Annotated in this window: 17 protein-coding genes; 3 read left to right on the plus strand and 14 right to left on the minus strand. The window is 50.8% G+C overall.

Features of this window, described 5'->3' with window-relative positions; translation table 11 throughout:
• Positions 1–99: 99 nt before the first annotated feature.
• The 9 genes from DRJ53_RS13860 to DRJ53_RS13895 all read right to left on the minus strand — a co-directional run bounded on the left by DRJ53_RS13860 (position 100) and on the right by DRJ53_RS13895 (position 11534).
• Entirely contained in the window at positions 100–1086 is a 987-nt protein-coding gene (locus DRJ53_RS13860; protein ID WP_114236246.1) for a transketolase family protein, read from the minus strand.
• A gap of 136 nt (positions 1087–1222) precedes the next feature.
• Positions 1223–2086: a transketolase gene (locus DRJ53_RS13865; protein ID WP_114236247.1), complete on the minus strand. Its 864-nt coding sequence runs from the start codon at positions 2084–2086 to the stop codon at positions 1223–1225.
• Between the two features lie 145 nt (positions 2087–2231).
• The gene (gene fsa / locus DRJ53_RS13870; RefSeq protein WP_114236248.1) at positions 2232–2906 is read right to left on the minus strand and encodes a fructose-6-phosphate aldolase; all 675 of its coding nucleotides are present in this window, start codon (positions 2904–2906) and stop codon (positions 2232–2234) included.
• A gap of 185 nt (positions 2907–3091) precedes the next feature.
• The gene (locus DRJ53_RS13875) at positions 3092–5026 is read right to left on the minus strand and encodes a glycoside hydrolase family 97 protein (protein WP_114236249.1); all 1935 of its coding nucleotides are present in this window, start codon (positions 5024–5026) and stop codon (positions 3092–3094) included.
• A gap of 54 nt (positions 5027–5080) precedes the next feature.
• Entirely contained in the window at positions 5081–6238 is a 1158-nt protein-coding gene (locus tag DRJ53_RS13880) for an aldose epimerase family protein (protein WP_114236250.1), read from the minus strand.
• A gap of 152 nt (positions 6239–6390) precedes the next feature.
• A complete protein-coding gene (locus DRJ53_RS13885; protein ID WP_114236251.1) occupies positions 6391–7452 on the minus strand; it encodes an arabinan endo-1,5-alpha-L-arabinosidase in 1062 nt (353 codons plus the stop codon).
• Between the two features lie 121 nt (positions 7453–7573).
• Positions 7574–9550 carry an alpha-L-arabinofuranosidase C-terminal domain-containing protein gene (locus DRJ53_RS13890; RefSeq protein ID WP_114236252.1) on the minus strand — a complete coding sequence of 659 codons (1977 nt, stop codon included), beginning with the start codon at positions 9548–9550 and terminating at the stop codon, positions 7574–7576.
• Positions 9547–9894, minus strand: a complete 348-nt coding sequence (locus tag DRJ53_RS21135; RefSeq protein WP_123893568.1) for a hypothetical protein — start codon at positions 9892–9894, stop codon at positions 9547–9549. The genes DRJ53_RS13890 and DRJ53_RS21135 overlap by 4 nt, the downstream gene beginning before the upstream one ends.
• A gap of 101 nt (positions 9895–9995) precedes the next feature.
• Positions 9996–11534 (minus strand): alpha-N-arabinofuranosidase, encoded by a 1539-nt coding sequence (locus tag DRJ53_RS13895; protein WP_114236253.1) that lies wholly within the window; start codon positions 11532–11534, stop codon positions 9996–9998.
• 34 nt (positions 11535–11568) lie between these two features.
• Between DRJ53_RS13895 and DRJ53_RS21140 the strand changes: the two genes are divergently transcribed.
• Positions 11569–11826, plus strand: a complete 258-nt coding sequence (locus DRJ53_RS21140) for a hypothetical protein (RefSeq protein WP_123893570.1) — start codon at positions 11569–11571, stop codon at positions 11824–11826.
• An 84-nt stretch (positions 11827–11910) separates the two neighbouring features.
• Here DRJ53_RS21140 and DRJ53_RS13900 read toward each other — a convergent pair whose 3' ends face one another.
• The 4 genes from DRJ53_RS13900 to DRJ53_RS13915 form a co-directional block, all read right to left on the minus strand.
• Positions 11911–12582, minus strand: a complete 672-nt coding sequence (locus tag DRJ53_RS13900) for an HAD family hydrolase (RefSeq protein WP_114236254.1) — start codon at positions 12580–12582, stop codon at positions 11911–11913.
• 331 nt (positions 12583–12913) lie between these two features.
• Positions 12914–15703, minus strand: a complete 2790-nt coding sequence (locus tag DRJ53_RS13905) for an outer membrane beta-barrel protein (RefSeq protein ID WP_114236255.1) — start codon at positions 15701–15703, stop codon at positions 12914–12916.
• Positions 15704–15783: 80 nt separating this feature from the next.
• The gene (locus DRJ53_RS13910; RefSeq protein WP_114236256.1) at positions 15784–17367 is read right to left on the minus strand and encodes a M56 family metallopeptidase; all 1584 of its coding nucleotides are present in this window, start codon (positions 17365–17367) and stop codon (positions 15784–15786) included.
• A 10-nt stretch (positions 17368–17377) separates the two neighbouring features.
• A complete protein-coding gene (locus tag DRJ53_RS13915; protein ID WP_114236257.1) occupies positions 17378–17746 on the minus strand; it encodes a BlaI/MecI/CopY family transcriptional regulator in 369 nt (122 codons plus the stop codon).
• 281 nt (positions 17747–18027) lie between these two features.
• Between DRJ53_RS13915 and DRJ53_RS13920 the strand changes: the two genes are divergently transcribed.
• Positions 18028–20016 (plus strand): KUP/HAK/KT family potassium transporter, encoded by a 1989-nt coding sequence (locus DRJ53_RS13920; RefSeq protein WP_114236258.1) that lies wholly within the window; start codon positions 18028–18030, stop codon positions 20014–20016.
• 25 nt (positions 20017–20041) lie between these two features.
• Here the strand turns inward: DRJ53_RS13920 and DRJ53_RS13925 are convergent, their stop codons facing one another.
• Positions 20042–21187, minus strand: coding sequence for a D-TA family PLP-dependent enzyme (locus DRJ53_RS13925; RefSeq protein ID WP_175580755.1), 1146 nt, complete (start codon positions 21185–21187; stop codon positions 20042–20044).
• Between the two features lie 287 nt (positions 21188–21474).
• Here DRJ53_RS13925 and DRJ53_RS13930 point away from each other — a divergent pair, with 287 nt between their 5' ends.
• Positions 21475–22446, plus strand: a complete 972-nt coding sequence (locus DRJ53_RS13930; RefSeq protein WP_114236259.1) for an SDR family oxidoreductase — start codon at positions 21475–21477, stop codon at positions 22444–22446.
• The last annotated feature ends 24 nt before the right edge of the window (positions 22447–22470 follow it).

Consider the following 22470-nt stretch of genomic DNA (forward strand, 5'->3'; position numbering starts at 1 on the left):
GCGTAAGGGATACGTGTTTAATTAAAACAGCCACTGACCAGTTTGGCAGCGGCTGTTTTAAATTGTGTCAGGTAAATATTGTAACGGCCAACTCAGCCCTTACAAAGATGCCAGCGAAGCTTTGCCTACTGCATTTTTGCGTTGCATTACTTTCTGCACCGCTTGTACAATATGCGCAGCGTCGAGGCCATATTTGGTCATCAGTTGTGCAGGGGTTCCGCTTTCGCCAAAGCTGTCGTTTACAGCCACATACTCCTGCGGTACCGGGTCGTGCTGCACCAGCACCTGCGCAATGCTGTCGCCCAAGCCACCCAGGCGGTTGTGCTCCTCGGCCGATACCACGCAACGGGTTTTCGCAACCGATTTCAAAACAGCTTCCACATCCAGCGGCTTGATGGTGTGGATGTTGATGATTTCGGCATCAATACCCATTTCTGCAAGCTGCTCGCCAGCCAGGATGGCTTCCCACACCAGGTGGCCTGTTGCAAAAATGCTCACATCGGCACCTTCGTTTACCATCCATGCTTTACCGATCTCGAACTTCTGATCATCGGCGGTAAAAATGGGAACAACCGGGCGGCCAAAACGCAGGTACACCGGGCCATGATGTTCGGCAATGGCGATGGTGGCGGCTTTGGTCTGGTTAAAATCGCAAGGGTTAATTACGGTCATGCCGGGCAGCATTTTCATCATGCCCAGGTCTTCCAATATCTGGTGGGTAGCACCGTCTTCGCCCAGGGTAAGACCTGCATGCGATGCGCAGATCTTTACGTTCTTGTCGCTGTAGGCAATGCTCTGGCGGATCTGGTCGTACACACGGCCGGTGGAGAAGTTGGCAAATGTGCCGGTGAATGGCACTTTGCCGCCAATGGTTAAACCGGCTGCAATGCCCATCATGTTGGCTTCGGCTATGCCTACCTGAAAGAACCGCTCAGGAAACTCTTTAATAAAAGCATCCATTTTCAGCGAGCCTACGAGGTCGGCACAAAGCGCCACCACATTGGGGTTGCGGCGACCGGCTTCCAGCAATCCGGCACCAAAGCCGCTGCGGGTATCTTTCTTTTCGGTGAATGTATATTTCTTCATTTTGAAAAAGTCTTTGGTAATGTGATTTATGGTGAATTATGATTGATGAATGATGAGTTATGAATGAGGGATGTTTTCGTGATTGAAGCATCCATACAATTCATAATTAATAATTCCTAACTCATAATTCAATCGGCTATTTCGCTATTTCATAATCTTCCAGCGTGGAATGCAGTTGCTCCAGCGCCTGCGCCAGCTGCTCGTCGTTGGGTGCAACGCCGTGCCATTTGTGGCTGCCCATCATAAAGTCTACGCCATAGCCCATGCCGGTGTGCATGAGGATGCAAACGGGTTTGCCCTGTCCGCACATGCCTTTTGCTTTTTCAAGGGTTTCTACCACTTCGTCCATGTTGTTTCCGTTCATTTCCAGTGCCTGCCAGCCAAAAGCTTCCACTTTTGCACGCAGATCGCCCAGCGGCATTACCTTATCGGTAGAGCCATCAATCTGCTGCCCGTTGTAGTCAACGGTCCAGATCAGGTTGTCTACTTTTTTGCCAGGTGCATACAAGGCTGCTTCCCAGATCTGGCCTTCGTCCAATTCGCCATCGCCGGTAAGTACAAAAACAAAGCGGTCGTCGCCGTTGAGTTTTTTCGCTTGTGCGGCACCGATAGCCACCGAAATGCCCTGGCCCAGCGAGCCCGAAGCAATGCGCACACCGGGTAGCCCCTCGTGTGTGGTGGGGTGGCCCTGCAGGCGCGAATTTATTTTACGGAAAGTAGCCAGTTCGGATACGTTGAAATAACCAGAGCGGGCCAGCACCGAGTAAAACACGGGCGAAATATGACCGTTGGAAAGAAAAAACAAATCTTCACCCGTACCGTCCATATTGAACTGCGGGTTGTGTTTCATTACCTTAAAATAAAGGGCAACCAGGAAATCGGCGCAGCCCAGCGAGCCGCCGGGGTGGCCCGACTGGCAGGCATGCACCATGCGAACGATATCGCGACGCACCTGCACCGCAATACCTTTTATTTCTTCAATGGAACGTTCTTGACTCATGTTGGAATTGGTGATTGTAAACGTGAATGGTGAATGGTCAATAGAGGAACGTGAATCGTGAATCGTCAAACGTGAATAGTAAACCTATTTGCCAAAACCACTACACAATTTTGACGATTCACGTTTGACGTTTCACGAAAAAGCTTTACGCCTTTGCAACCGTTTCCAGCTGCATCTTCTGGGCGTCTTCTACAAACTTGGCCAGGCCAATGTCGGTGAGCGGGTGCTTCAGCAGGCCCAGGATGGGCTCCAGCGGGCAGGTGCACACATCGGCACCGGCAGCTGCGCAATCAATAATGTGGTTGGGGTTGCGGATCGATGCAGCCAGGATCTGTGTTTTGAAACCCTGCACGCCAAAGATCTGCGCAATTTGCTCAATCAGTTGTACACCGTTCCAACCGCTGTCGTCAATGCGCCCAATGAATGGCGATACATAGGTGGCACCTGCCTTTGCAGCCAGGATGGCCTGACCTGCAGAAAAAATCAGGGTGCAGTTGGTTTTAATGCCGTTGTCGGTAAACCATTTAATGGCTTTGATGCCGTCTTTGATCATCGGCACTTTCACCACGATGTTGGGGTGAATGGCTGCCAGTGCTTTGCCTTCGGCAATGATGCCGTCGAAATCGGTAGACAGCACTTCGGCAGAGATGTCGCCATCAACCAGTTCGCAAATGGTTTTATAATGGTTGTGAATTGCTTCTTCGCCACGGATGCCTTCTTTGGCCATCAGTGAAGGGTTGGTCGTTACGCCGTCGAGGATGCCCAGGGCGGCGGCTTCTTTAATCTGCGCCAGGTTGGCGGTGTCAATGAAAAATTTCATGATGTTGAAACTTGACTGTGGTTATATAAAACGTTAGCTTATTACCGGTAAAAATGAACTTTTTCGGCCTAATTTCTTGACTACTTATTATTGATTACTGACTGAATTTTATTGAATACCGCGGGTAAATGGCGGATAATTTCATCAATATTGAATAACAAGCAATGCAGATCCGTCGGCCTTTACTATTCCAGCACCAGCACAAATCCGCCCGACGGCTTCAGTGTGATGGTGTGCTCGGCAGCAACCGTTGGCAGCACTGTTTCCACTAAAAACTGATCGTTGCCCGAATCGGTGATCAGTGTACCCTTTTTCTTTCCAAACTGGGCCAGTGGCAACCGCAATTCTTTGTCTGCAGTTTCGCTGCTGAGGCCTGCAAGGTACCAACGATTACCCTTACGGCGGGCCAGTACGGCAAATTTTCCCGGAAACCCATCTATGTAGCGTGTTTCATCCCAGGTGGCGGGCAGCTGCCGCAGGTAATCTTTTACAAAAGCGGGCATTTTAGCCATGCCCTCAGGTGACTCTGCAAAGTGCTGCACTCCCGACAGGAACATCACCGTAGTGGCCAGCTCGAAGGCCGGTGTAGTGCGCCGCTTTACGTTGGTGTAAATGCGGTTGAGGTTCATGGGTGTAAAGTCCATGGGGTCAAATGCATTGCGGGTAAACGGCAGCATGGTGGAATGCGTAGCCTCCTGGTCGGCATCGTACTGCGAAAAAGTAATGAACTCAAAACCTTTCACTGCTTCCACCGTTACCAGGTTGGGATAGGTGCGCTGCCAGCCACGCGGCAATGTGGCGCCATGGAAATTCACCATCAGGCCAACCACCGCGGCGTCTTTCAAAATCTCGTGGTAGTACTTGATATTCGATTGACCATCGCCGCCAAAAAAATCAATTTTCACCCCGCTGATGCCCATCGCTTTGATGCGGTTAAACTCCTGCATGCGGCTTTCGTGGGTCAGCAGTTTATCCTTCGGTGTATATTTCACCGTGTTCCAAGGTCCCGCCGAGTTGTACCACAAGATCAGCCCCACTCCTTTTTGGGCACCATATTTAGCCAGCTCCGCAATTTTATCGTAGCCAATTTTCTGGTCCCAGTTTACATCAATCAGGCAATATTGCCAGCCCATATCAGCAGCAAAATCGATGTACTTTTTTTGTTCGTCGTAAACAATAAAATCATCTTTTGAATTGATCCAGCTCCACGATGCCTTGCCGGGTTTTACAAAAGCCGTATTCATCTTGATCTCCGGTGCTGCTACATCGGTGCCCAGGGTTGAGTGCACAATAGTGGCCAGCGAGCCCACTACCAGCACACGCCACGGCGAATACAGTGCACCGCTGCTGCGCGGTAGTAAATTACCGTCGCCAATCACTTCGCGGGGATCGGGAAAAGCCACGCGGTACTCACCGCCGGTGGATGCCGAATCCAGGCGGGTGCCGCAATACGCAGTATCGAGGCCGGCTTCTGAAATAAGTACCCAGTTGTTGCCTGTTTGAAACAACGCAGGATACACCCAGCCAGCTTTGTTAGGTGCTGGTGTGCCTGCGGCTATACCTTGCCGGTAGTGCTCCTCGTAAGAAGGGTTGGTACTTTCCCAGCCGGTTTTGGCTACCGACATGGGTTGCAGCCACGCCTTTGTTTGAGCCGGGAAAAGAAAAGAAGTTTTTTCGGCTTGCACCGTTTGCATTGCGCCGCCCTTTGCGGGCAGATGATAGCGAAATGCAACGCCATCATCCGACACCTGGAACTCAATATTCATCTGTTGCCCGGCGCCGTTGCGCAACTGCAGCACCTGGCGGTTAGCAGTATAGTTAGCTACCATTTTTTTACCGGTAAACAACTGGTAGCGGTCCTGAACTTTCTGCAGCGGCGTGGTGCCCCCTACAGAAAGACCTTCCGAAAAATCGGCATCGGGCTGCACCAGGCCCAGGGACGAAGGCTGCAGTACCATCTCGTTACCCAAGTAAACGGCGTATTTCGGTTGTCCCTGCCCGTTAACAAACGCAGTGACCTTTATGTTACCCGAAGGGCTTACTACACTCAGCGATGGCTTTTGTGCTGCAACAATGTTACCCGCCAAAAAAGAAAATGCAACGACGAAAAAATGTTTCATGCTGGAAAAAGAATAAAAAAGTGATGGGCAGTTGCCCGCCCATCACCGAGGAAATTATCGAACAACCGAAACTTTGTACACGGTTTCGGTATGGTACTTCTGACCCGGCTGCAAAATGGTGCTTGGGAAAGAAGGTTGGTTTGGTGAATCAGGGAAATGCTGTGTTTCAAGGCAAAAACCGGTGTGCTTGTTAATGGGCTGGCCGGCGTTCGACTTCAGGGTGCCATCAAGGAAATTACCCGAATAAAACTGCAGGCCGGGCTCCATGGTTTGCACTTCAAGCTGGCGTCCGCTTACCGAATCGGTAACGGTTGCCACAGAACGCAGCGCCGTGGTTTTGCCGCCATTGAGCACATAGTTGTGGTCGTAGCCGCCGGGCACCTGTGCAATGCGTTCGCCAATAACTGTTGATGTATTGAAATCGAACGGCGTACCTGCAACAGCTTTCAGTTCGCCGGTTGGGATCAGGCCGCGGTCAACCGGAGTGTAGCGGTCGGCAGCAATCTGCAGCTTGTGGTTCAAAATAGTGTTGGCCACATCACCAGTGAGGTTGAAATAGCTGTGGTTGGTGAGGTTCACTGGCGTTGCTTTATCGGTAGTTGCATCATACACAATACGCAACTCATTGGCGTCGGTTAGGGTGTACGTTACCGTTACATCGAGGTTACCGGGGTAGCCTTCTTCGCCATCTTTGCTCAGGTAGTGCAGCGTGATGGAAGGGTTGCCTGCAGACGGTGCAGCGGTAACATCCCAAACCACTTTATCAAAACCCTTGTTGCCACCATGCAGGTGGTTGCGGCCGTTGTTGGTAGCCAGTGTATACGTGGTATCATTCAGCTTAAACTTGCCACCGGCAATGCGGTTGCCGTAGCGGCCAATGAGTGCACCAAAATAAGGCGGCGGTGCCAGGTAGCCTTCCAGTTTGTCAAAACCCAGAACCACGCTGCTGCGGTTGCCGGCCTTATCGGCAGTTACCCACGATGTAACAATGCCGCCGTAGTTGATGATCTTTACTTCATCGCCGGCCTTATTGGTAAGGGTGTACTGCGTGATCTTTTTACCGTCCACTTCGCCGAAATCATTTGTCATTGGGGATTGGTTTGTTGTTGCAGAATCTGTTTGGGTGCTGTTGGCGCTGCCATCGTTGCCACAGGAAAAACTAATGAGGGCAAGCGTTGCAACCGCCAGTGATGAAAGCTTGATTTTTTTCATGCCTGCTGTTGGGTGATTGGTGAGTTATTGAAAAATGATGAATCAGTGATCAAGGTAAATGAATGTGTTCAAAAATAGCCTTTACGTTTTCAAGCCTTCGCTGGCAACAGCCCGTTCTTTTGCTCATTTCTTTTGATAGAAACCGGCTGTGGCTATTGGATGGCTGCGGTTTCTTTTGCAACATTCAAAACCGGCCAGCCCGCTTTATCCCAGGTCATTGGCTCAATGCGCAGTTTTGAAATCCCACGGTCTGCCGCATCGTATCCATGAAAAACAAGGTAGTCCTTGCCGTCGAAGGTATATGCCGAATTGTGCCCTACGCCATGCCACGATTTATCGCCTTGCAGTACCAATGTGCCGCCGCCATAACGCAGGTCTTTTCCTTCCCTATCCAGAAACGGTCCTACTGCGCTTTTCGAGCGGCCCACGATCATTTTGTACGTACTGTTTTCGCCTTTGCAGCAGTAATCGATGGAAGCGAAATAGTAGAACCAATCGCCTTTTTTAAACACAAACGGTGCTTCAATGGCATTGCCGCCGGCATCTTTTGGATTATTGTCCACTGCAGGCGGGTTGTCGGCCGACGATTTTGATTTGCGGCTGGCAACGGTTGGAATGGTTGCTACATCTTCTGCAGTGTGCAACCGGTCGGCGGTTAGTTTTACTACTTTCAATCCATCCCAAAACGAACCGAAGTGCATGTACGCGTTGCCTTTTTTATCAGTAATAATGTTGGGGTCAATCGCATTCCAGTTGGTTTTACCGGGATAAGACTGGATCACCCTTCCATGATCCAACCATTTAAAATCAGCCGATGCGGAATCGAGTGTTTTGTTGGTGGCTACGCCAATGGCCGATGTGTTTTTACCAAAAGCCGACACCGAATAATAAAGGTAGTACTGACCGTTGTGGTAGCTGATATCCGGCGCCCAGATATGGCCGCGAAAACCGGGAATGGTATCCACTGCCCATTGCGGCGCTTGTGCAAATACGGGGCTTTCCTTGCGCCAGTTGCGCAGGTCTTTTGATGACCAAACCGAAATGCCCATACCGGTGCAAAAAAGATAATAAGTGTCGCCTTGTTTCGCCATCACGGGATCGTGTACCGAAACTTTTTCGATGGGTAAAATTGAGCCCACGGGCAGTTGTGGCGGCCGTTGGCCAAATGCTGCAACAGCGCACAGCATGAATATAGTGGCAATGAATTGTTTCATGTTTGTTACATGTTTTTATATGGCAAAAAATGGAACGGGCAGGGCTGTATACCGTGCAACTTTACAATTGGATGCACTGTACGCAACCGTTTGCCCCTTCCCTCATTCAGGGCTATTGCCCTTACATTTTGATCCGCACCACGTTGAATGAATAAGGCTGCGCATTCAGCTTTACAGCCTTGCCATTTACGGAAATGGTGCTTTCTTTCGGTGCCAGCGCCTGCGGGTTGTTCAGCGTGTTCACCAAGTCCAGGTCGCTGCTTTGCATCACGGTCAGTTTACCTTGTGCTGCCAGCTTTTTCACGCCCTGCAGGTTCATGGTTACATCCTGCGCCTGCTCCGATGCATTGACCAGTTTTAAGATCAATTCATTTGTTTTGGTATCTACCGCAGCCGATGCAAACAAACTGTCCTGCCCCGCCACTGTTTCATTGCCGAGTGTTACCGGGATGATCTTATTGCCTTTATTGAGCGAATACAATTTTTGCACATAATAATTAGGCGTACCGTAAGCCTGCAGGTTATCCACCCAAATCATATCGGGCGTCCACTGCCAGCCCTCGCTGTGTGCAAAAAGCGGTGCATACGATGCCATGGTTACCACATCGGCATTGCGTTCGAGGCCCGTCATGAATGCGGCTTCGGCAATGGCGGCCTTCCAACTGTTTTTGTTGTTGGGGCTGGCAATGCGATCGGTTTGCGCAGCATACTCACCGGCAAATACTTTGGAACCGTTGCGTGGGTAATTATCGTAGCGACGTGCATTTTGCAAAAACCAGCCGGGCGGCCGGTAATAATGTTCGTCGATGATGTCGGCGTTCATTTTGCGCAGCTCGGTATTAAGCAGGTCAAAGCGGTCGCCGTTGGGATCGGTACCCGAAGAAGTGATCAGTTGAATGTTGGGATATTTATCTTTTACGGCCTTGGTAAAAATCTTCAGGCGCTCCAGATACTGCGGGCCCCAGTTTTCGTTGCCAATGCCCAAGTATTTCAGGTTAAATGGCGCAGGGTGCCCCATCTGTGCCCGAACGGCGCCCCATTTCGTTTGTACATCGCCGTTAGCAAACTCAATCAGGTCCAGCGCATCCTGCACGTAAGGATCGAGTTCATCCAGCGGTACCACTTCGGCAGTGTTGAACTGGCAGGCCATGCCGCAGTTTAAAATGGGCAGCGGCTCAGCGCCAATATCTTCTGACAGTTGGAAATATTCAAAAAAGCCGAGGCCGAATGTTTGGAAATAATCGGGCGACGGACGATGTGCAAATTCAAAGTTCCAGCGGTTGATCACCAACTGGCGATCTTCGAGCGGGCCGATGGTTTTTTTCCATTGGTAGCGCTGCGACAGGTCGTAGCCTTCAACAATACAGCCACCGGGGAAGCGTACAAAACCGGGCTTCATATCGGCCAGCAGTTGGATCATATCGGCACGCATGCCGCCGGGCCGCCCCTTCCAAGTATCGGTCGGAAACAGAGAGATCATATCCAGGTCCACGCGGCCGGTACCTTCCAGCCACAGGTTCATTTTGCCTTTTGCTTCAGTAGCAGTGGCCGTTAGCGAGCCTGTTGCTTTGTGCCATTCTTCGCCGGCCTTGGGCAGGGCCACTACGGTGCTGCCAATGGCTTTGCCGGTGGAGTCGGTGAGTTCCACATGCAGTTTTACACCGGGTGCCTGCTGGCGGTACATTACAGAAAAGTCGTAGCGCAGGCCCGACTTGATGCCCATGCCTTTAAAGCCTTCGTTGGTGAGGCCAACATCGCCCTTGGCGGCATTGCGAACAGTGGCCTGCAGGTAGCGCGGGTTGGAAGGCTTTTCGTCCTTCCGGTTTTGGATCAGCAGGTCGCCTTCCTTAACGCCTTTGCCTTTGATGCTCCATCCCATCATGGGGCGGAAAAATTCAAAGGAGCGGTTCTTGACCAGTTCGGCATAAATGCCGCCGTCAGCGCCCATGTTGATGTCTTCGAAAAACACACCCCACATGGTGGGCTGAATTTCGCCCTTGGGTGCATTTACCGCAACCTGCAACGTTTTTTGTGCCGTTGCCAATGCAGGTGCCAGCAAAGCCGCACCCACACATAAGTTTAAGAATTGTTTTTTCATATACTTTCAAACGTTTGTGAGAACAGAGGTTTTCCTGCGGGATAATGAATACCCAGGCAGGACTGCGCCAAATGTGGCAACTCCTTTTTGCGGAGCGCATTATGCACCACTACCAGTAAGGAGCAAAAGAGAATAGACCTAGTAGCAAAAGCAGTGTTGTTTGTTGCAAAAACAAGTGTAGTGGCGCTGTGTAAAAGACTGCAAATAGAAAGTGCAGTAAGTGTAGATAAAAATGAATGCCTGGCAGCCGATTGCACCCATGCGCTGCTTAAAGCGAAAGCCTTAATTGATCCATGCAGGAATTGTTGCAAACCTGCACCTGGTGTTGGGCACAAAGCAATCATGAATGGTTGTTTATATGGCTGCGCAATGGCGAGGCGTAAGGGAAAGTAGCTGCACCGGTTACAGCAAACCGGCGCAGCTACTGGGTTTCAACAGCAGATAATTAATTCAATTGCAAAACAACCACGCTGAATGGCGGCATTTTTACATTCAGGGTGTTGCCTTTGATGGTAGCACCTTTAAATGCTGCCGGCTGGATTTTATTGGGTTGTTCAAACGAGTTGTAGTCCTGCAGCTTAGCCGAAGCCAGGATACGGCCACTAACATTTTTGAACTGCGCACCTTGCAGGTCGATGGAAATATCCTGCGCCTGTGTTGCGTGAATATTGGTCAGCGAAATATGGGTTCTGCCCAGGCTGTCTTTTGATGCCGATACCGACAGTGCCGGCAGCGTTTCGTTGCCTACTTTATAATCAGCCGTCTTGATGGTCAGCGGCAGCCATTTTGCATCCTGGTGCACCTTGTACATTTCCATAACATGGTAAGTCGGTGTCAACAACATTTTGTCGCCCTGGGTAAGGATCACCGCCTGCAACACGTTTACCACTTGCGCAATGTTGGCCATGCGAACACGGTCGCTGTGGTTGTGGAAAATATTGAGTGTTGCACCGGCCAACATCGCATCACGCATCGTATTTTGCTGGTACAAAAATCCGGGGTTGGAGCCGGGCTCCACTTCATACCATCCGCCCCATTCGTCTACTACAAGGGCAATCTTTTTTTCCGGATCGTATTTATCCATGATGGCCGCATGCTTGGCAATAAGTGTATCCATAGCCAGGGCCCGCTGCATGGTGGTAAAATATTGCTGCTCGTTGAAGGCGGTAGAAGGCCCCTTTTTGTTCCAGTCGATCACGGAATAGTGGTGCAGTGCAATGCCTTCGATCAGGGATTTAGGCACATTCTTCATCAGTACTTCCGTCCAGTTGTAATCGTTGGAGTTGGCGCCGGAGGCAATCCGGAACATATTTCCGGTGTTGGTCCAATCGGCCATGAATGTGGCGTATTTACGATAAATGTCGGCATAGTACTCGGGGCGCATGTTGCCGCCGCAGCCCCAGGCTTCGTTACCCACACCCCAGTACTTTACATTCCAGGGTTTGTCGCGGCCGTTTTCGCGGCGCAGTTTCGACATGGGGCTTTCGCCCGGAAAATTGGTGTACTGCACCCAGTCGGCCAGCTCCTGCACCTGACCGCTGCCCACATTTCCAGACACGTAAGGCTCGGTGCCGAGCAGTTCGCACAGGTTCAGGAAATCGTGGGTACCAAACGAGTTGTCTTCGGTAACGCCACCCCACCATACGTTTACAATTTTAGGACGTTGCGCCCTTGGGCCAATGCCGTCTTTCCAATGGTAGGTATCGGCAAAGCAGCCACCCGGCCAGCGCAGGTTGGGGATCTGCAGCTTTTTCAGCGCAGCCACCACGTCGTTGCGTACACCGGCGGTGTTGGCAATTTTCGACGTGTCGCCCACATACAGCCCGCCATAAATAAGGCGGCCGAGGTGTTCGGCAAAATGGCCATAAATATGTTTGGAAATAACCTGCTTGGGACTGCCCGCCTGCAGGGTGGCCGTGTTTTGCGCATCGGCATAGGGCAGCGTGCCCATCAGCGCAATAATTCCGGTTAGGATTTTTTTCATACAGATTGACAAGGAATGGTTAGATAAACGCAATATGAACAGAAAAAAGTTTACAAAAAAGACCGGTGCTGCTCCAGTTTTGTGCCTGCCTGTTATTGCAAAATCATCAGACTATAATTTACAGCAACACCGCTGCGTTGCGCCTTTACCGGGGCAAAGCAAACAATCAATAGCGCCGATCCAATTGACCCAAGTGGACTTTATCCATAACAATACTTACCTGCACCAAATGGGGCTGAATTGGAAAGTCGAATTTAAGTGTATTTTTTACAATTATAAATTTTTCTTGTAAAAATCCTGTCCCCTTTTGGTAAAAAACGGAAAGCCGGTTTGCGGGTAAATGATGCGGCTTGCAGATACAAACGCCGGCAGTTGTTTACGATTGCAACAGCGGCTGCAGCACCGGGTCGGTATAATCTTTTATAAATGCGAGGATGTTGCTGTATTGCGCAAACTCGTGGGCTTCGTGCATGGTGGTGAGCACAATGGCCTGCATGCCGGCGTTTTGTGCAGCCTCCACTCCTTTGGGCGCATCTTCAAACACAATGCATTGCTGCGGCGGCACGCCCAGCCGGGCCGCTGCCTGCGTAAAGGTTTCGGGATGGGGTTTGCTTTCGGCCACGTCTGCAGCGGAAACGATTGCGCCAAAATAATGGCGGATGTCCAGGTTGTCCACCACAAAATCAATATTGAACGGGATGGCAGCCGAACCAATGGCCATGGCCTTTCCCCCTTTTTTAGCCCCTTCCAAAAATTCGGGCAGTCCTTTGATCAGCTGGAGTTTGGGAAAAAATTCCTTTTGATACCGCTTTTCTTTTTCAATGGACAAGTGGTCCATTTCGGCCAGCGTAAACCGGTCGGGACCAAACACCCGCACCAGCAGTTCGTGGTTCTTGCCATACATTTCCTGCTTCAGGTCGTCCCAACTAAGTCGGGCGCCCAGGTCGTTGTTGAGTATATCGTACCAGGCACGGGTGTGAAATTCCATATCGTCGATCATGGTTCCGTTCAGATCGAATAAAAATGCTTGTGCAGTAAACGACTTCATGAATGTAAAGCTTTGCGGCAGGCGGGATCGTTAGTCCGGGCTGGGCCCGGTGCAAAGTAAAGGAGGTTTGGTGATAGTGTGCAATTAGAAGTTGATGGTTGAGAGTTGGGAGTTGACAGTTGATAGTTGGTAGTCTGGTATTCATCTGAATAAGATATTGTTTCCTAATTGTCAATGCTCAATGCTGCCGGGAACACAGATTCTTAGTCGAATAACGTTTTCTCTTCGTTGCATATCAATGGCGTTTTTATACAAATGAAAAACGTCCAGGAATGGTGCAATGACACGGCTCCTGAACGTTTTGTGCTGATACTGTTATTTATTTTTTTCGCTAAAACATAAACAAACGGTCGCGGCCACCCACTTTTTTCGGCGCAGCCATGTTGCGGATGTTGTAGGTGAACGAAAGCAGGAAATATCGCTGCAGCACATTGGTTTGCGTGTCGACCACCTGGTTGAGTGTTGCATACCGGTAAAAAGCATTGTTGCGGTTCAGGATATCAAACACGCTGAGCTTCAGCAAACCTTTACCATCCTTGTTGGTGAGGAAGGTCAGGCCTGCATTCCAGAGCACATTGTCTTTGGGCAGCCCCGGCGCCACCTGGCTGTTGTAGCGGTAGGCCACATTCGTTTCCCAAACAAACCTTTTGGGCAGCCGAATGATCAGTTCACTTTCCAGGTTGTGCGTGGTAACATTTAGATTAGTAAAAGCGGGATCGGAGTAACGGGTACGCGTAACGCCGGGCCGGTATTCGGGCCGCAGTTCCACTACATCGTTCCAGTTCAATCCAACCGAAACATAAGGACCGTATTGAATATTTTGAACGCTGCTGGTAATGCTGTTCACGATCATCTTGCGCCGGTCAATATAGAAATAAGGCGATACGCGGAAATTGAAAATAAACTTGGTGTTGCGCTTAAACTCACGACCGTAACCCACTGAAACATTCAACCGCGAGGAGCCATCCACGTTTACCGGAATGGAACGGGTTACGCCTTTTGCATCAATGGTGCGGCTCATGACCACATCATCATCTGTGACGCCGCCACTGATGTACATGTTGATGTTGGTGCCGCTGCCCGCTATATACTTATAATTATTAATGGAAAAGTTTTTGCTGCGGGAGGGCCGTAAATACGGGTTGCCGAGCCGAATGAAAAATGGATTGGTACTGTCGGGAATGGGAACAAGATAGAATGCGGAAGGCGCCGTTACATTCTGGTTGTAGTTTACAGACAACTGCTTCCATGTAAGTGCAAAACTGGGCAGCACGTTGAAATAATCCATTTTTACAGGATTGGCAACGCTGTAGAAATGGTTATTTATTTTTTGCCACAATGCATTTACACCGCCGGTAATATTTACCGCTTTGATCCGGTATGATACCGATGCGTTGGTGTTGAAACGATGCTGTGTTCTGTTGTATCCGCTGTTGCGCCCTAAATAACCCAGGTCGTATTTATCGGTTGCGTCATTTTTTCCAAACAGCGTTACATCCTGTTCATCAGAAATATACTCATGCCCGCCCGAAAGGCGCAACGTAGATTTCGGGTTCAATGGTTGCGCAAATGTTGCGGTGCTGTTCACCCGTAGGTTGGGCACATCCTGCCGGCGCAATTGTTCAAAAAGCCGCGTGGTGGTGTCGGGGTAATAATAATCGAGGTCCGATTCCGTCACGTATCGCTGCAGGTTATTGGTGTAGTTGGTGTATTGGTAAACGTTGAGCGATCGCCCTTTTTTCTTCGCAGAACGGCGGGTTACAGTGAGGCTATGATAGTAGTTGTTGTTAAAAAATTTGTTGAACAGGTTGCCACTGCCGCTGCTCACCGGTCCAACTTTGTTGTTTCTAACGCCAATGGATGCCCGAATATCGTCGCTGCTGGCAGTGTAGGAGTAGGTAAGCCTTAAATTAATATCAGTCAACGAGTCGGGTTTTAGGTTGGCGCCTGCACCGAGGTTGTGTGTGTTGTTATTTCGAATGGTTTCGGTAGCGGTCCGCGTGGTAATGGTTGTATCTGATATAAACTGGTCGGTGTTGTTCAATTCCTCCACCCTGTTGTAGGTGTTGCCCAGGAAATACTGGAGGAAAAAGGTTTTGCGTTTGGATGGCGCATGGTTTAAATTAAATCCACCTCCACTCGACCGGGCAATGCCCGCTTCGGTGCCGCCGAAGTTGATGTTATTGATCGCAAAGCCTTCCTGTCCGCCCCTGCGGCTGATCATCATAGAATTGTAGCCGCTGCGATTGAAGCCGCCCAGGTCCTGCACATCCTTCATCGAAAAGCCGCTTCGGTTTACGTTGTTGCTGAAACCCAGCACACTGAGTTGCATCGTATCGCGGTAAATGTTGGCAATACCACCAACCTCATACCGGTCGTCGGTACCCACGCCGCCATATGCTTTACCAAACCAACCTTTCTTTACGCCTTTACGCAATGTAAGGTTGATCACCTGGCCCACGTTGGTCAGGTCGCCGTCCGTGTTGCGGTTGATTTCATCTTTATCATCGGTCAGTTGTACCCGATCAATTACATTGGCTGGCAGGTTGCGGGTGGCCATCTTCGGGTCATCGCCAAAAAACGATTTACCATCCACCATAATGCGATTAACACGACGGCCATTGGCGGTGATGTTGCCGTCGCGGTCTACCTGCACACCGGGCAGTTTGCGCAGCAGGTCCTCCACCAGTGCCGTAGGCAGGGTTTTAAATGAGGCCGCATTGAATTCAATGGTGTCTTTCCGAACCGTTACCGGTGGACGTTCGGCTACAACCATCACTTCTTCCAATGCCTGTGCTGCAGGCGCCAGCGCCACCGAGCCCAATTCAAATGCATTGTCGTCGCTGAGCGTAAACTCTTTTCGAAACACTTCATACCCGGAAAAAGAAATCACGACGCGCAGCGGCAAACGCAGCGGCAGACCGGGCACCCGGAACTCGCCTTCGGGTGTGCTTAACCGGTAGGTGATGAGGGCAGTATCGGCTGCTTTGAAAACGGTGACCGTAGCAAGGCCCAACGGTTTTTGTGTGGTGGAGTCCAATACTTTTCCGCGGACAGAACCTTGAGCAAAAAGCGGGTGATTGAAAGAAAGGCAGGCAAGGACAATAAGCAGGTAGCGCATGGTTTGGTTTGTGGGATTTAATATACGCAGCAATTATTATACGTATCGTGAAACGACCGGTTAAATTTTGTCTTTGTCTCTTATTCTTTTGCCAATGGCTTCGTGGTTATTTGAAGAAGCGCCGCGTCAACGCCTAAGTTTTTCTTTGCGTAAGACCGGTCCATGGCACCAATTGATTCAACCTGGCTGCGTGCCAGTTTCCTGTTTACTTCGGCACCCGTCATTTGTACCCCATCCACCATTACCACATCGGTAATTTCATCAACGCTGGCCCAGCCGCCGCCTGATGTCACATAACTTTTCCCTTCAAACGCCAGGTACACTTCATCGGTTTTATCGCGTGCCAGCTCAAATCGTTCCTGCTCTTTCCATGAGCTGATAGCATCGGGTAATTGGGCAGCAATCATTTCATAAGTTGGCGCCACTTCACCGGCTGCGCCTTCAATTGGTTTACCGGTGGTGGCCAAGCCGGTGGTACCGTCAGCACCAGCACTTTTCATCTTCATGATAAAGGCAATCCTGTTTTCTGCTGCATCACCTGTAAATGTTTTGGTTTGGGTGAACGAACCATAACCTTCTTTACGCAGGTTAATATTTGATGCAACAGCAGGCGCTGTAAGGGGAAGTCGCAAACTAAAATATCCTTGCGCATCAGTTTCTGTTTGTACATGGGTAGCACTGTCGGAAATGATGACGCCGGGCAAGCCCTTGTATGTTGTTGCATCTACAATGATCCCGAAATAGTTAGCTTCATTGCCACCAGTTGGAGGTTCAAAAAAATGGTTATTGCTCCGGCACGCCACCAGCAATAGCGCCGCTAAAGGAAAGACCAGCAAAAACCTGATGGCATTGGTTTTTGCACTCGGCATCCGGTTGAGCATGACGATGCGTTGTTTGATGGCTGAAAAATTAAACTGGTGTGCCACCGGGTAAGCAACACCGCCCATGACATTAAGGAGCAAATACTGGTATGCGGTTTTGTTTGCGCCGCTTTGCACTACTTTACTGTCGGCAATAAACTCAAGGTTTTGCCTAACAGCATGACGCAGCAACCACGCAAACGGGTTGAACCACGCAAACACACAAAGCAATTCTGCCCAAACCACATCGACCGTGTGCCGTTGCCGCACATGAACCAGCTCGTGCCGGATGATTTCTTCCATTTCAGGTGCTGTATGCCGCTGCGGATTAAGGTAGATGGCGTTGCCAAACGAAAAAGGCAGAACAGGCCCTTCCAACTGGTAAAGCTGCATGCTATTGTATGTAAATGGCTTCGCGCCATTGCGCAACCGGAGGTAAGAAAAAAGGCCCACCATAATGCGCACCAATAACAACATGCTTCCGGCCAGCCAAACAGTTGCCGCTACACTCCAAATATCAAAAGCAGCTTGCTTGCTGGGCGTTGCGATCGATGCTGTTTGCGAGCTGATATAATCGTGCACTGATGGTATGGATTGCACCACGATTGCTGTTGTATTTCCCTCCGCTTCAATCCATCCGGTTACATCAATTAAAGGCACTGCAAAACACAGGAGCGAAAAAAGGAGCAGGTACCAACGGTTGGCTGTGTAAAAAGTTAGTCCGCGCAATACCAGTCTGTAGAACAAGTAAACAATCAGCAAACCGGCAGAAACTTTCAGCAGGTAAATAAGGATGGCAGGCATGGGCAAGAGTTTAGGCTTTGTCTTTTTTTGGATCGATCAGGTCGAGGATTTCTTTCAGTTCGTCAGCCGACAATTTTTTCTCCGACACAAAAAAGCTAACGAGCTCTTTATAGGAGTTGTCGAAATAATTTTTCACTACGTTGGTGATGAACTTTTTTTTATACGCTTCTGGCGTAATGGCCGGCGTGTACAGGTAAACGTTACCCACCATGCGGCTGCGCAGGTAACCTTTCTTTTCCAGGTTTTTGATGGTTGATGCCAATGTAGTGTAGGGTGGCTTGGGCTGTTCTATCTGTTCCAGAAAATGTTTTACGGTGCCTTCGCCGGCCTGCCACACGGCACGCATGGCCTGTTCTTCGGGAGGGGTAAGATTTTCCATTTTTACGACTATTTCGTAAACCTACGAACATTTCGTAATTCATGCAAACGTTTTCCCTAATATTTTATCACGTATTAAATGTTTCGGCGCTCCAATTACGCAACCGCGATTACCTCCAACGGATTTTTTTAGAAGATGTAACCCATTTGGCGCTTGTGAAAGGCTTAATGCGACCCGCACTACCGGCGTTTTATTTTTCCAAATAATTCCTTGCCATAATGTGATTGCCCCTAGCTTTGCGGCGCCTTCGGGCAATCGGGCAGTGCTGCTGCCCCTATTATATGAACCACACCTCCCACCAAAAAGTTACCGCTGCCGGTTTACTGGTAGCGTTGGGTATTATCTACGGCGACATTGGCACTTCTCCCCTGTACGTGCTCAACGCCATTCTGAAAAACAAACCGGTTACCGAAACCCTGATCTTGGGATCGCTGTCGCTGGTCATCTGGACGCTGACGCTGCAAACCACCATCAAATATGTACTGCTTACCCTCCGCGCCGACAACCGCGGCGAAGGCGGTATTTTTTCCCTGTATGCGTTGGTGCGCAAACAGGCTAAGTGGCTTGTGTTCCCGGCCATGATTGGCGGTGCTGCGCTGCTGGCCGATGGCATGATCACACCGGCCATTTCGGTGACTTCCGCCGTTGAAGGTTTGCGCAACATCCCGATGCTGCACGAAATTTCGGATCAAACAATTGTGGGCATTGTGCTGGGCATTTTGGCATCACTATTTTTCCTGCAGCAATTCGGCACGCATTCTATTGGTAAATTATTTGGCCCTGTGATGGCCATTTGGTTTGGCATGCTGGCCGTGTTGGGCAGCCTGCACCTGGCCGATGATCTATCTGTTTTTAAAGCATTCAACCCGTGGTACGGGTATAATTTGTTGGTCAACTTTCCGCAAGGGTTTTGGATACTCGGTGCGGTGTTCCTGTGCACCACTGGTGCCGAAGCACTGTACAGCGACCTGGGGCATTGCGGCCGCAGCAACATTAGGGTGTCGTGGATGGCAGTGAAGCTGTGCCTGATCTTGAATTACCTCGGGCAGGGCGCATGGCTGCTCAGTCATTACAGCGGCAAAACCATCACCGGCCAAATGATTGAAACCGGGTTCAATCCATTTTACGGCATCATGCCTTCCTGGTTTTTGGTAGCCGGTGTAATGATCGCTACCATTGCCGCCATCATTGCCAGCCAGGCCCTTATCAGCGGCTCATTTACCCTTATTTCAGAGGCCATGCGCCTCAACCTTTGGCCCAAAATGAAGATCAAATACCCCTGCGAAACAAAGGGGCAGTTGTATATGCCGGGCATCAACCTGATCCTGTTCCTGGGATGCACGGGCATGGTGCTTTATTTCCAAAAAGCTACCAACATGGAAGCGGCTTATGGCTTGGCCATTACGCTGTGTATGATGGCCACCACTATTTTGTTTACCCACTACCTGTTGGCCCACCGCACCAGGCCATTTTGGATCTGGCTGTTCCTGCTGGTGTACACCTCTATTGAAGTGGGCTTTACCGTGGCCAACCTGCAAAAATTTCCGCATGGCGGCTATGTGGCGCTCCTTATTGGTGGCTGCCTGTTGCTCATCATGTACGTTTGGTATCGTGCCCGCAAAATTAAAAACCGCTACGTGGAATTTGTGGGGCTGGATTATTTTGTGCCCAAGATCCAGGACCTAAGCAATGACCGCTCCGTGCCCAAATACGCCACACACCTGGTGTACTTAACATCGGCCAACAACCCAAAGGAAATTGAGCACAAGATCATGTACTCGATCCTGAACCGCAAACCCAAGCGGGCCGACATTTACTGGTTTGTGCATGTAAATACTTTGGACGAACCATATACCACCGAGTACGTGGTGGAGCACATTATTCCCAACGACATTATCCGCGTGGAATTTAACTTGGGCTTCCGGGTGCAGCCCCGCATCGATTTGCTATTCCGCAAAGTGGTGGAAGACCTGGTAAAAAACAAAGAAGTAAACATTACCAGCCGCTACGAAAGCCTGGAGCGCCGTAACGTGGTAGGCGATTTTTCGTTTGTTGTGATGGAAAAATACCTGAGCCAAGACAACGACCTGCCCATTGTGGAACGCATGGTGATGAAAGCCCATTTTCTGCTGAAGGACATTTCACTTTCAGAAGAAAAAAACTTCGGCCTCGATACCAGCAATGTGGTCATTGAAAAATTCCCGCTGGTGGTGGCACCGGTAGCCAACATCAACCTAAAGCGGGTGTTTGACCCCGAGCCAACGCTGTAGGGCGCTTTGTAATAAAGCCGGTCGCTCAAATATTAATACTTCGGTTGCGGGCACCCGTTGCCCAGGAGGCTGTTACTCTTCCCTGTTCAATCACCGCCGCCCGGTCGTAGAGCGACACGGTGGGGCAAATATGGTGCGGCAGGCCAAACAGCACATCACCTATTTGAATGCCATGCCCCGCAGGCAGTTGAATAACTCCGTGCTCTTCCGAGTGTTTTACCAACTCCGCATCCGGTGCATTTAAAAAATGTACCCGGTGCGCCATATCGCTTTCCGAAGCCACCGCCTTATGTCCCAGGTCGATGGTCAGTTGCGTGTCACTGCACTGCGATACCACGCGGGTAGCAAGCAGCGCCGCCGGTATAAAAGGCATTTCCGGGAAAAGCCTTCCATAACCCGCATCCCAATACACAAATGTGCCGGGGCTGCACTCACGGTCGGGGTACTGCGCATGCACCAAAAAAGTGGGTGTGCCGCCTGCAATCAGTTGCGGCATGGGCAGCCCCTCGGCCTGCAGTTGGCGCCGCATCTCTTCCACCGGTTCAAAAGCCGCATCGCAGGCCCGCTGGCGCTGCTCCATATCGGGCTGGGTAAGATGGCCGTCGTATACATGAAACCCAATGGGCTCAATTCCTTTTTGCTTGTGGCACAGCCGGTACAGGTACAGCGCTTCAATACCGGGCAAAATGCCGGTGCGGTTCATGCCGGGGTTGATGTCAACAAACACAGGCAGGTGCAACGCCAGGCGTTGGGCAGCCGCAGCAATAGCCTTTGCCGGCACCGGGTGGTCGACCAGGCAGGAAAACTGCGTGGCCGGGTATTGCTGAATGAGTTGCATCAGCCGCTCCACTTTTGGCCCCACGGGCTGGTAAGCCAGCAACACATCAGGCGCACCGCACATGGCTACCAACTCGGCTTCGGCTATGGTAGCACATTTAAATTTACGGATGCCTTCATCCAGCAGCATCTGGCACACATGTGAGCATTTGCTGGTTTTCATGTGCGGCCGCAACCGGTCCGGTCCACCCGCCAGTAATACCGCCCGGCGAATATTATCGCGAACCCTGTCGGGGTACACCAGCAGCGCAGGCGTGTCCAGCTCTTCAATGTTTTCGATCTCAAACCAGTCTTTTATGTTCAACAGCGCAGGACTTTCGGATGGTGTATGCATGTGTGGCGTAAATTAATGGTAAACAAATGGCGTGGCATTGGCTGTAATAGCTCGCTAAAAACCGGCCAGAAAACTTTGCCGGCCTTTGGGTACCAACAAGTTCCTGCCACTGAATGTTGAATATAGCGCTGCGCAACTGTTTGGCCATGCGGCCCGCTGATTATTTATAAAATGCCGCGTTGGAGATTGGTAGCGGTTCCGCATGCGAAAGCCAGTCGCTGCCGGTGGCGTAACTATTGCAATTTAATGCGGGCCCACGGGCTTTTATTTTTTGCAAAAACTACAACATGAACCCCCTGAAGCTATATCAAAAAACAGTGGTGATCACCGGAGCATCGAGCGGCGCCGGCAGGGCCATTGCCCTGCAGTTTGCACAGGAAGGCGCTTATCTGGTGCTGGCGGCCCGGCGCCAAGCAGCCCTGGATGAGGTGGCCGCGCTGTGCAGCGATGCCGGCGCCAAAGCCACCGTGGTGGTGTGCGATGTAACCGATGCCGCGGCGGTAAAAAGCCTCGCTGAAAAAGCCTTCATTACCTATGGCAGCATTGATGTGTGGGTAAACAATGCCGGTGTGCTTGCAGCCGGCACTTTTGAAGAAACGCCCATTGAGGTACACGACCAGGTGGTACGCACCAACCTGCTGGGCTACATGCACGGCGCCCATGCCGCGGTGCCTTATTTTAAAAAACAAGGGCACGGCGTGCTGATCAACAACATTTCGGTAGGCGGCTGGTTTCCCACACCATACGCCGTGGGCTACACCGCCAGCAAGTTTGGGCTGCGCGGCTTTTCCGAAGCGCTGCGTGCCGAGCTGAGCCGGTTTACCAACATCCATGTGTGCGATGCCTACCCTGCTTTTTTGGATACACCGGGCATACAACATGCCGCCAACTACACCGGCCGCTATTTAAAACCTGCGCCGCCAGTGTATGACCCGGTGCCGCTGGCAGCAGCCATCGTAAAGCTGGCCAAAAACCCGGTAAACCGCACCAATTACAGCGCAGTGACTACCATCTTGAAAACCGGTTATGCCCTGGCGCCAAAGCTTACCCGCAACACCACCGCGGCTGTGATCCGGGCTTATCTAAAAAATGCACAACCGCTACCCGATACACCGGGCAATGTGTTTGCGCCGACCGAATTTGGTACGGGCATTCATGGCGGGTGGAACTCACCGGCCGATGCAGCTAAGCGGAAAAAAAGTGGCCTGCTCCTGCTTGCGGGGCTGGCACTGGGCTGGATGTTGCTGGCAAGGCGATAACATTTTTGCAAACGCAAGCTGCAT

Origin of the sequence: Paracnuella aquatica (assembly GCF_003332885.2) — a bacterium.
GTDB classification, from domain to species: Bacteria; Bacteroidota; Bacteroidia; order Chitinophagales; family Chitinophagaceae; genus Flavisolibacter; species Flavisolibacter aquaticus.